Source organism: Pseudomonas flexibilis (assembly GCF_000806415.1).
Classification (GTDB): Bacteria; Pseudomonadota; Gammaproteobacteria; order Pseudomonadales; family Pseudomonadaceae; genus Serpens; species Serpens flexibilis.
On record NZ_JTAK01000011.1, the window covers coordinates 74,799 to 83,421 of the forward strand.

The 8,623-nt window shown below is 58.6% G+C and carries 19 protein-coding genes; all 19 read right to left on the reverse strand.

Annotated features, from left to right (window positions below; translation table 11 throughout):
* Nucleotides 1–3 precede the first annotated feature (3 nt).
* A complete protein-coding gene (rplR, locus tag PT85_RS17220) occupies nt 4–354 on the reverse strand; it encodes a 50S ribosomal protein L18 (RefSeq protein ID WP_027590515.1) in 351 nt (116 codons plus the stop codon).
* A 10-nt stretch (nt 355–364) separates the two neighbouring features.
* On the reverse strand, nt 365–898 hold the full coding sequence (gene rplF, locus PT85_RS17225; protein WP_027590514.1) for a 50S ribosomal protein L6: 534 nt from the start codon (nt 896–898) through the stop codon (nt 365–367).
* Nucleotides 899–910: 12 nt separating this feature from the next.
* The gene (gene rpsH / locus PT85_RS17230) at nt 911–1,303 is read right to left on the reverse strand and encodes a 30S ribosomal protein S8 (RefSeq protein WP_039607334.1); all 393 of its coding nucleotides are present in this window, start codon (nt 1,301–1,303) and stop codon (nt 911–913) included.
* Between the two features lie 179 nt (nt 1,304–1,482).
* The gene (gene rpsN, locus PT85_RS17235) at nt 1,483–1,788 is read right to left on the reverse strand and encodes a 30S ribosomal protein S14 (RefSeq protein WP_027590512.1); all 306 of its coding nucleotides are present in this window, start codon (nt 1,786–1,788) and stop codon (nt 1,483–1,485) included.
* A 13-nt stretch (nt 1,789–1,801) separates the two neighbouring features.
* Complete coding sequence (gene rplE, locus PT85_RS17240) at nt 1,802–2,341, reverse strand: 50S ribosomal protein L5 (protein ID WP_027590511.1); 540 nt, start codon at nt 2,339–2,341, stop codon at nt 1,802–1,804.
* Between the two features lie 19 nt (nt 2,342–2,360).
* Nucleotides 2,361–2,675: a 50S ribosomal protein L24 gene (rplX, locus tag PT85_RS17245; protein ID WP_027590510.1), complete on the reverse strand. Its 315-nt coding sequence runs from the start codon at nt 2,673–2,675 to the stop codon at nt 2,361–2,363.
* 12 nt (nt 2,676–2,687) lie between these two features.
* Nucleotides 2,688–3,056 carry a 50S ribosomal protein L14 gene (rplN, locus tag PT85_RS17250; protein WP_003281831.1) on the reverse strand — a complete coding sequence of 123 codons (369 nt, stop codon included), beginning with the start codon at nt 3,054–3,056 and terminating at the stop codon, nt 2,688–2,690.
* 23 nt (nt 3,057–3,079) lie between these two features.
* The gene (gene rpsQ, locus PT85_RS17255) at nt 3,080–3,346 is read right to left on the reverse strand and encodes a 30S ribosomal protein S17 (protein WP_027590509.1); all 267 of its coding nucleotides are present in this window, start codon (nt 3,344–3,346) and stop codon (nt 3,080–3,082) included.
* 2 nt (nt 3,347–3,348) lie between these two features.
* On the reverse strand, nt 3,349–3,540 hold the full coding sequence (gene rpmC / locus PT85_RS17260) for a 50S ribosomal protein L29 (RefSeq protein ID WP_027590508.1): 192 nt from the start codon (nt 3,538–3,540) through the stop codon (nt 3,349–3,351).
* Complete coding sequence (gene rplP / locus PT85_RS17265; RefSeq protein ID WP_027590507.1) at nt 3,540–3,953, reverse strand: 50S ribosomal protein L16; 414 nt, start codon at nt 3,951–3,953, stop codon at nt 3,540–3,542. Before rplP ends, rpmC begins: the two co-directional genes overlap by 1 nt.
* A gap of 12 nt (nt 3,954–3,965) precedes the next feature.
* On the reverse strand, nt 3,966–4,652 hold the full coding sequence (rpsC, locus tag PT85_RS17270) for a 30S ribosomal protein S3 (RefSeq protein ID WP_027590506.1): 687 nt from the start codon (nt 4,650–4,652) through the stop codon (nt 3,966–3,968).
* A 12-nt stretch (nt 4,653–4,664) separates the two neighbouring features.
* A complete protein-coding gene (gene rplV, locus PT85_RS17275; protein ID WP_027590505.1) occupies nt 4,665–4,997 on the reverse strand; it encodes a 50S ribosomal protein L22 in 333 nt (110 codons plus the stop codon).
* Between the two features lie 13 nt (nt 4,998–5,010).
* Nucleotides 5,011–5,286 carry a 30S ribosomal protein S19 gene (gene rpsS, locus PT85_RS17280; RefSeq protein WP_027590504.1) on the reverse strand — a complete coding sequence of 92 codons (276 nt, stop codon included), beginning with the start codon at nt 5,284–5,286 and terminating at the stop codon, nt 5,011–5,013.
* Between the two features lie 16 nt (nt 5,287–5,302).
* Nucleotides 5,303–6,124, reverse strand: coding sequence for a 50S ribosomal protein L2 (rplB, locus tag PT85_RS17285; RefSeq protein WP_027590503.1), 822 nt, complete (start codon nt 6,122–6,124; stop codon nt 5,303–5,305).
* A gap of 11 nt (nt 6,125–6,135) precedes the next feature.
* Nucleotides 6,136–6,435, reverse strand: coding sequence for a 50S ribosomal protein L23 (gene rplW / locus PT85_RS17290; protein ID WP_027590502.1), 300 nt, complete (start codon nt 6,433–6,435; stop codon nt 6,136–6,138).
* Nucleotides 6,432–7,034: a 50S ribosomal protein L4 gene (gene rplD, locus PT85_RS17295; RefSeq protein WP_027590501.1), complete on the reverse strand. Its 603-nt coding sequence runs from the start codon at nt 7,032–7,034 to the stop codon at nt 6,432–6,434. Before rplD ends, rplW begins: the two co-directional genes overlap by 4 nt.
* 14 nt (nt 7,035–7,048) lie before the next feature.
* Nucleotides 7,049–7,678: a 50S ribosomal protein L3 gene (rplC, locus tag PT85_RS17300; protein WP_027590500.1), complete on the reverse strand. Its 630-nt coding sequence runs from the start codon at nt 7,676–7,678 to the stop codon at nt 7,049–7,051.
* Between the two features lie 84 nt (nt 7,679–7,762).
* Nucleotides 7,763–8,074 (reverse strand): 30S ribosomal protein S10, encoded by a 312-nt coding sequence (gene rpsJ, locus PT85_RS17305; RefSeq protein ID WP_003243886.1) that lies wholly within the window; start codon nt 8,072–8,074, stop codon nt 7,763–7,765.
* A 150-nt stretch (nt 8,075–8,224) separates the two neighbouring features.
* The coding region (locus PT85_RS17310; RefSeq protein ID WP_456153970.1) for an EF-Tu C-terminal domain-related protein at nt 8,225–8,623 on the reverse strand (399 nt) is incomplete at its 5' end.

Sequence of the window (8,623 nt, forward strand, 5' to 3'; positions counted from 1 at the left end):
AACTTAGAACTCCAGCCCGCCTTCACGAGCAGCATCAGCCAGCGCCTGGACGCGGCCGTGGTACTTGAAGCCAGAACGATCGAACGCCACCTGGGTGACACCAGCGGCCTTGGCACGCTCGGCTACCAGCTGACCAACCTTCTTGGCCGCCTCGACGTTGCCAGTGGCACCGTCGCGCAGTTCTTTGTCCAGGGTCGAGGCGGAAGCCAGGACCTTGCCGCCATCGGCCGAGATGACCTGGGCGTAGATGTGCTGGGAAGAGCGGTACACGCAGAGGCGTACGACTTCCAGTTCGCGCATTTTCAGGCGTGCCTTGCGAGCGCGACGCAGACGAGTTTCTTTCTTTTCGCTCATTTGCTATGCCCTACTTCTTCTTGGCTTCTTTGCGAAGGACGACTTCGTCTGCATAACGCACGCCCTTGCCCTTGTACGGCTCGGGACGACGGAAGTCGCGGATTTCGGCGGCAACCTGACCGAGCAGCTGCTTGTCGATACCCTTCAGAACGATGTCGGTCTGGTTGGGGGTCTCGGCAACGATGCCTTCCGGCAGCTCGTAGTCGATCGGATGCGAGAAGCCGAGCGCGAGGTTGAGCACCTTGCCCTTGGCCTGAGCCTTGTAGCCCACACCAACGAGCTGGAGCTTGCGCTCGAAGCCCTGGCTGACACCGAGGACCATGTTGTTGACCAGCGCACGGGTGGTACCGGTCATGGCGCGAGTCTGCTGATCGCCATTGCGAGCAGCAAAGCGCAGCTCTCCGGAATCCTGAATGACTTCAACCGACGGATGCAGCTTCAGCTCGAGAGCGCCCTTGGCACCCTTGACCGACAACAGCTGACCGTTCAGCTTGACTTCAACACCCGCAGGCAGCTTGACGGGGTTTTTAGCAACGCGAGACATGCTTAAACCCCCTTAGAATACGGTGCAGAGGACTTCGCCACCGACACCGGCAGCGCGAGCAGCACGATCAGTCATCACACCCTTGTTGGTGGAAACGATCGAGACGCCCAGACCACCACGCACTTTCGGCAGCTGATCGACGGACTTGTACTGACGCAGGCCGGGACGGCTGGTGCGCTTGAGCTCTTCAATGACCGGACGGCCTTCGAAATACTTCAGCTCGATGGTCAGCAGCGGCTTGGCTTCGCTGCTCACCTGGAAACCCGCAATGTAACCTTCGTTCTTCAGAACGTTGGCAACTGCCACCTTCAGCTTGGAGGACGGCATGCTTACGACGGACTTTTCAGCCATCTGGGCATTACGGATACGAGTTAGCATGTCCGCTAACGGGTCCTGCATACTCATGGGCTTGATGCTCCTAAACAAAAAAACGGCCTTTCGGCGCCTGGAGCGCCAGAGACCGTAACGGCTAAATGCCGGGCTCTGGCGAGCCGGCAATTCTAGAGATTGCTCAAAAACAAATCAAGCCCCGAGAGGGGCTTGATCTGAGAGCCAGAGCGAGGAGCGAACTCCTCGCAGACTGCTTACCAGCTGGCCTTGACCAGACCAGGTACGTCACCGCGCATGGCCGCTTCACGCAGCATGTTACGGGACAGACCGAACTTACGGTACACACCGTGCGGACGGCCGGTCAGACGGCAGCGATTGCGCAGGCGAGCAGCGCTGGCGTCGCGCGGCTGCTTCTGCAGGGCTACCTGGGCTTCCCAACGCGCTTCCGGAGTGGAGTTCGGGTTGGCGATGATAGCTTTCAGCTCGGCACGCTTCTTGGCGTACTTGGCAACCGTTTGCTGACGCTTCAGCTCACGGTTCTTCATGCTCTGTTTGGCCATTGCCTACTCCAGATCAGTTGCGGAACGGGAACTTGAAGGCACGCAGAAGCGCGCGACCTTCGTCGTCGTTACGGGCAGTGGTAGTCAGGGTGATGTCCAGACCACGCAGAGCATCGATCTTGTCGTAATCGATTTCCGGGAAAATGATCTGCTCTTTCACACCCATGCTGTAGTTGCCACGACCATCGAAGGACTTGGCATTCAGGCCGCGGAAGTCACGCACACGCGGCAGGGAAATGGACAGCAGACGGTCCAGGAACTCGTACATGCGATCGCTGCGCAGGGTGACCTTGACCCCGATCGGCCAGCCCTCGCGGACCTTAAAGCCGGCGATGGACTTGCGAGCGTAGGTGACCACCGGCTTCTGGCCGGTGATCTTTTCCAGATCAGCTACCGCGTTCTCGATGACTTTCTTGTCGCCGATCGCTTCGCCCAGCCCCATGTTCAGGGTGATCTTGGTGATGCGCGGAACTTCCATCACGTTGGCCAGCTTAAGGTCGTCCTTCAGCTGAGGCGCAATCTGGTTCCGGTAGATCTCTTTGAGTCGTGCCATTGGTTTCTACCTGCTCTTCTCAAGCGCCAACCGGCTTCTGGGTGGACTTGAAGACACGAATTTTCTTGCCGTCTTCAACCTTGAAGCCAACGCGGTCAGCCTTGTTGGTTTCAGCATTGAAGATTGCAACGTTGGACACGTGCAGCGGCGCTTCTTTCTCGACGATACCGCCTTGAACGCCCAGCATCGGGTTCGGCTTGGTGTGGCGCTTCACCAGGTTGACGCCAGCGACGACCAGACGGTCGTCTGCCAGCACCTTGAGCACCTTGCCACGCTTGCCCTTGTCTTTGCCGGCGATGACGATGATCTCGTCGTCACGACGAATCTTTTGCATGACGGCTTCTCCTTACAGCACTTCGGGGGCGAGCGAGACGATCTTCATGAACTTCTCGGTACGCAGTTCACGAGTCACCGGCCCGAAGATACGGGTGCCGATCGGCTCCTGCTTGTTGTTCAGCAGAACCGCGGCGTTGCCATCGAAGCGGATGATCGAACCGTCGGGACGACGCACACCATGACGGGTACGCACGACCACGGCAGTCATGACCTGGCCTTTCTTGACCTTACCGCGCGGAATCGCTTCTTTCACGGTGACCTTGATGATGTCGCCAATACCGGCATAACGACGGTGCGAACCACCCAGGACCTTGATGCACATAACACGACGAGCACCGCTGTTGTCAGCGACGTCGAGCATGGATTGAGTCTGAATCATAAAATTTCTCCGACCCCTAGTCCTTAGACTTCCGCTGCGCGCTCTACGACTTCAACCAGCGCCCAGGACTTGGTCTTGGAAACCGGACGGGTCTCGCGAATGGTGACCAGGTCGCCGATGCGGCACTGATTGGTTTCGTCGTGGGCGTGCAGTTTGGTCGAACGCTTCACATATTTGCCGTAGATCGGGTGCTTGACGCGACGCTCGATCAGAACGGTGATGGACTTGTCCATCTTGTCGCTGACGACACGGCCGGTCAGCGTACGGACGGTTTTCTGAGCTTCAGCCATGATTACTCACCTGCCTGCTGGTTGAGCACAGTCTTGACGCGAGCGATGTCGCGCTTCACTTGCTTGAGCAGGTGAGACTGCCCCAGCTGACCAGTTGCCTTCTGCATACGCAGATTGAACTGATCGCGCAGCAGGCCGAGCAGCTGCTCGTTCAGCTCCTGCGCCGTTTTTCCACGAAGTTCGTTCGCTTTCATCACATCACCGTCCGCTTAACAAAGGTGGTGGCGAGGGGCAGCTTTGCAGCGGCCAGTGCGAAAGCCTCGCGCGCCAACTCTTCGGAAACACCCTCGATCTCGTAGAGCACCTTGCCCGGCTGAATCTGGGCTACCCAGTACTCGACGCTACCCTTACCTTTACCCATACGAACTTCGAGGGGCTTCTTGGTAACAGGCTTGTCGGGGAACACGCGGATCCAGATCTTGCCGCCACGCTTCACGTGACGAGTCAGTGCACGACGTGCAGCTTCGATCTGACGTGCAGTCAGGCGACCGCGGCTCACGGATTTCAGTGCAAACTCGCCGAAGCTGACTTTGCTACCGCGTTGAGCCAGGCCACGGTTGTGACCGGTCATCTGCTTGCGGAACTTCGTACGCTTGGGTTGCAACATGATGCGTACTCCTTATTTCTTGGCAGCTTTACGAGGAGCGGGCGCTTGCGGCTTCAGCTCTTCGGTGCGGCCGCCAATGACCTCACCCTTGAAGATCCAAACCTTGACACCGATCACACCGTAGGTGGTGTGCGCTTCGTAAGTGGCGTAGTCAATGTCGGCGCGCAGGGTGTGCAGAGGCACACGACCTTCGCGATACCATTCGGTGCGCGCGATTTCCGCACCACCCAGACGACCGCTCACCTGGATCTTGATGCCCTTGGCACCAATACGCATTGCGCTCTGCACCGCACGCTTCATCGCGCGACGGAACATGACACGACGCTCCAGCTGCTGAGCCACGCTCTGTGCAACCAGCATGGCATCGAGTTCCGGCTTGCGGATTTCCTCGATGTTGATGTGCACGGGCACACCCATTTGCTTGGTCAGGTCCTGACGCAGCTTCTCAACATCCTCACCCTTCTTGCCGATCACGATGCCGGGACGAGCGGTGTGGATGGTGATGCGTGCGGTCTGAGCCGGACGAGCGATGTCGATGCGGCTAACGGACGCGTTTTTTAGTTTGTCCTGGAGATACTCACGAACCTTCAGGTCGGCCAGCAGATAGTCGGCGTACTGACGCTTATCTGCGTACCAGACGGAGGTGTGCTCCTTGACGATGCCCAGGCGAATGCCAATGGGATGTACTTTCTGACCCATCTGATCGACCCCTTACTTGTCCGCAACCTTGACAGTGATATGGCAAGACCGCTTGACGATGCGATCAGCACGGCCCTTGGCACGCGGCATGATACGCTTCAGCGAACGCCCTTCGTTGACGAAGACGGTGGAGACCTTCAGGTCGTCCACGTCGGCGCCTTCGTTGTGCTCGGCGTTGGCCACGGCCGACTCCAGCACTTTCTTGATGATCTCGGCGGCTTTCTTGTTGCTGAAAGCCAGCAGGTTGAGCGCTTCGCCCACCTTCTTCCCGCGGATCTGGTCGGCGACCAAGCGGGCTTTCTGGGCGGAGATGCGAGCGCCCGACAGCTTAGCGGCTACTTCCATCGTTCCTTACCCCTTAGCGCTTGGCTTTCTTGTCCGCAGCATGCCCGCGGTAGGTGCGGGTAGCGGCGAACTCGCCCAGTTTGTGGCCAACCATGTCCTCGTTGACGAGCACCGGCACATGCTGGCGGCCGTTGTGGACAGCGATGGTCAGACCAACCATTTGCGGCAGAACGATGGAACGGCGCGACCAGGTTTTCACCGGCTTACGATCGTTCTTTTCCACCGCCACTTCGACCTTCTTCAACAGGTGAAGATCGATAAAAGGACCTTTTTTCAGAGAACGCGGCACAGTCGTATCCCTCTAGTTACTTACGGCGACGGACGATCATGTTGTCGGTGCGCTTGTTGGTACGGGTCTTCTTACCCTTGGTCGGGAAGCCCCACGGCGACACCGGATGACGACCACCGGAAGTACGACCTTCACCACCACCATGCGGGTGATCAACCGGGTTCATGGCCACACCGCGAACGGTCGGACGGATACCCTTCCAGCGCTTGGCGCCGGCCTTACCCAGCGAACGCAGGCTGTGCTCGTGGTTCGAGACTTCGCCCAAGGTCGCGCGGCACTCGGCCAGAATCTTGCGCATTTCACCGGAGCGCAGGCGGACGGTGACGTAAGCACCTTCGCGAGCGACCAGCTGAACCGATGCACCTGCCGAACGAGCGAGCTGAGCGCCCTTGCCCGGCTTGAGCTCGATGCAGTGGATGGTGGAACCCACCGGAATGTTGCGCAGCGGCAGGGTGTTGCCGGGCTTGATCGGCGCATGGGCGCCAGAGATCAGCTGGTCACCGGCACTGATGCCCTTCGGCGCGATGACGTAGCGACGCTCACCGTCGGCATATTTCAGCAGCGCGATGTGGGCAGTACGGTTCGGATCGTATTCCACGCGCTCGACGATGGCAGGAATGCCATCCTTGTTGCGGCGGAAGTCGACCAGACGGTAGTGCTGCTTGTGACCACCGCCAACGTGGCGAGTGGTGATACGGCCGTTGTTGTTACGACCGCCGGACTTGGACTGCTTTTCGACCAGCGGAGCGTACGGAGCGCCCTTGTGCAGATCCTGGTTGACCACCTTGACGACAAAGCGGCGACCAGCAGAAGTCGGTTTGCATTTAACGATTGCCATGATGCACCCCTTTACTCAGCGCTGCTGGCGAAATCGAGATCTTGACCCGGCTGGAGAGCGATGTACGCCTTCTTCCAGTCGTTGCGCTTGCCCATACCACGCATGGTGCGCTTGGTCTTGCCCTGCACGTTGACAGTGCGGACACCAGCGACCTTGACGTTGAAAAGGACTTCGACGGCCTTCTTGATTTCCAGCTTGGTTGCATCGGTGGCAACCTTGAAAATGAACTGCTTCTTGCTGTCAGCCAGGACAGTGGCCTTCTCGGAGATGTGCGGGCCGAGCAGTACTTTGAATACGCGTTCCTGGTTCATCCCAGCAGCTCCTCGAATTTCTTCACCGCCGACACGGTGATCAGCACCTTGTCGTAGGCAATCAGGCTGACCGGATCGCTGCCCTGGACGTCGCGAACGTCGACGTGCGGCAGGTTACGCGCAGCCAGGTACAGGTTTTGATCGACCGCATCGGTAACGATCAGCACATCGGACAGGTTCAGACCGCCCAGCTTGCTCAGCAGACCCTTGGTCTTCGGAGCATCGACCGAGAACTCTTCAACCACGACCAGGCGATCGGTACGAGCCAGCTCAGCAAGGATGGAGCGCATGGCGGCGCGGTACATCTTCTTGTTGAGCTTCTGGGAGTGATCCTGCGGCTTGGCAGCAAAGGTCACGCCGCCGCTGCGCCAGATGGGGCTGCGGATGGAACCGGCGCGAGCACGACCAGTACCCTTCTGACGGAACGGCTTGGCACCGCCACCAGAAACTTCAGCACGGGTCTTCTGGGCGCGGGTGCCTTGACGGCCACCAGCCATGTAGGCCACGACTGCCTGGTGTACCAGGGTCTCGTTGAACTCACCGCCGAAGATACGATCGGAAACTTCGATCGCCTGAGCGCCATTTACATTCAATTGCATCTCAGTTTCTCCCCTTACGCCTTGACAGCCGGACGGACGATAACGTCGCCACCGGTAGCGCCCGGAACGGCACCCTTGACCAGCAGCAGGTTACGTTCGGCATCGACGCGCACCACTTCCAGGGACTGCACGGTCACGCGCTCAGCGCCGAGATGACCGGACATCTTCTTGCCCTTGAAAACACGACCAGGAGTCTGGCACTGGCCAATGGAACCCGGAACGCGGTGGGAGACGGAGTTGCCGTGGGTGTTGTCCTGACCACGGAAGTTCCAGCGCTTGATGGTACCGGCAAAGCCTTTACCCTTGGACTGACCGGTGACATCCACCAGCTGACCAGCCTGGAAAATTTCCGCCTTGATCTCATCACCAGCCTGGTACTCGCCGTCTTCAAGACGGAATTCCAGGACGGCACGACCAGCAGCGACATTTGCCTTGGCGAAGTGACCGGCTTGAGCCTTGGTCACGCGGGAAGCGCGACGCTCGCCGACAGTCACCTGCACGGCACGATAGCCATCGCTCTCTTCGTTCTTGAACTGGGTGACGCGATTCGGCTCGATCTCGATGACCGTAACCGGAATAGAGACACCTTCCTCGGTGAAAATGCGGGTCATGCCGCACTTACGACCGACTACACCAATAGTCATGTTGTAAAACCTCATGAGTGTACGGGGCTTTCACCCGCTATGGCCGCCCATTTCAGAGCGTTACACGACTAAAACCGGGAGGTTTTAGCCGAGGCTGATCTGCACTTCCACGCCAGCCGCAAGATCGAGCTTCATCAGCGCATCGACGGTTTTGTCGGTCGGCTGAACGATGTCCAGCACGCGCTTGTGGGTACGAATTTCATACTGATCGCGCGCGTCTTTGTTGACGTGCGGAGAGATCAGCACAGTGTACCGCTCCTTGCGGGTAGGCAGAGGAATCGGACCACGCACCTGAGCCCCAGTACGTTTCGCGGTTTCCACGATTTCCTGGGTGGATTGATCGATCAGGCGATGGTCAAAAGCCTTCAACCGAATACGGATTTGTTGGTTTTGCATTTTGACCTCAGACTCCAATTTGCCATCCCCAACGGACGGACTACGCCCGTTAAAAGGAGGCGCAATTGTACGGATGCCCCCAGGGGGTGTCAATCTTTGATCAGTCAAACAAAAAGGGCCCCGAAGGGCCCTTTTTGCGCAGTTCCCCGATTACTCGAGGATCTTGGCAACCACGCCGGCGCCAACGGTACGGCCGCCTTCGCGAATCGCGAAACGCAGGCCATCTTCCATGGCGATCGGAGCGATCAGGGTGACGGTCATCTTGATGTTGTCACCCGGCATCACCATCTCGACGCCTTCCGGCAGCTCGCAGTTACCGGTCACGTCAGTGGTACGGAAGTAGAACTGCGGACGGTAGCCCTTGAAGAACGGGGTGTGACGACCACCTTCTTCCTTGCTCAGCACGTACACTTCGCCTTCGAACTTGGTGTGCGGCTTGATGGTGCCCGGCTTGGCCAGAACCTGGCCAATCTCGCCGTCTTCACGCTTGGTTCCACTCAGAAGCACCTCAACGTTTGACACTGTAATAAAATTGGGGAAGAAAATTAG

What these genes read in the sequence shown, in the direction of transcription:
- rplR (WP_027590515.1), bottom strand. Translation starts at nt 354, where the DNA reads ATGAGCGAAAAGAAAGAAACTCGTCTGCGTCGCGCTCGCAAGGCACGC.
- rplF (WP_027590514.1), bottom strand. Translation starts at nt 898, where the DNA reads ATGTCTCGCGTTGCTAAAAACCCCGTCAAGCTGCCTGCGGGTGTTGAA.
- rpsH (WP_039607334.1), bottom strand. Translation starts at nt 1,303, where the DNA reads ATGAGTATGCAGGACCCGTTAGCGGACATGCTAACTCGTATCCGTAAT.
- rpsN (WP_027590512.1), bottom strand. Translation starts at nt 1,788, where the DNA reads ATGGCCAAACAGAGCATGAAGAACCGTGAGCTGAAGCGTCAGCAAACG.
- rplE (WP_027590511.1), bottom strand. Translation starts at nt 2,341, where the DNA reads ATGGCACGACTCAAAGAGATCTACCGGAACCAGATTGCGCCTCAGCTG.
- rplX (WP_027590510.1), bottom strand. Translation starts at nt 2,675, where the DNA reads ATGCAAAAGATTCGTCGTGACGACGAGATCATCGTCATCGCCGGCAAA.
- rplN (WP_003281831.1), bottom strand. Translation starts at nt 3,056, where the DNA reads ATGATTCAGACTCAATCCATGCTCGACGTCGCTGACAACAGCGGTGCT.
- rpsQ (WP_027590509.1), bottom strand. Translation starts at nt 3,346, where the DNA reads ATGGCTGAAGCTCAGAAAACCGTCCGTACGCTGACCGGCCGTGTCGTC.
- rpmC (WP_027590508.1), bottom strand. Translation starts at nt 3,540, where the DNA reads ATGAAAGCGAACGAACTTCGTGGAAAAACGGCGCAGGAGCTGAACGAG.
- rplP (WP_027590507.1), bottom strand. Translation starts at nt 3,953, where the DNA reads ATGTTGCAACCCAAGCGTACGAAGTTCCGCAAGCAGATGACCGGTCAC.
- rpsC (WP_027590506.1), bottom strand. Translation starts at nt 4,652, where the DNA reads ATGGGTCAGAAAGTACATCCCATTGGCATTCGCCTGGGCATCGTCAAG.
- rplV (WP_027590505.1), bottom strand. Translation starts at nt 4,997, where the DNA reads ATGGAAGTAGCCGCTAAGCTGTCGGGCGCTCGCATCTCCGCCCAGAAA.
- rplB (WP_027590503.1), bottom strand. Translation starts at nt 6,124, where the DNA reads ATGGCAATCGTTAAATGCAAACCGACTTCTGCTGGTCGCCGCTTTGTC.
- rplW (WP_027590502.1), bottom strand. Translation starts at nt 6,435, where the DNA reads ATGAACCAGGAACGCGTATTCAAAGTACTGCTCGGCCCGCACATCTCC.
- rplD (WP_027590501.1), bottom strand. Translation starts at nt 7,034, where the DNA reads ATGCAATTGAATGTAAATGGCGCTCAGGCGATCGAAGTTTCCGATCGT.
- rplC (WP_027590500.1), bottom strand. Translation starts at nt 7,678, where the DNA reads ATGACTATTGGTGTAGTCGGTCGTAAGTGCGGCATGACCCGCATTTTC.
- rpsJ (WP_003243886.1), bottom strand. Translation starts at nt 8,074, where the DNA reads ATGCAAAACCAACAAATCCGTATTCGGTTGAAGGCTTTTGACCATCGC.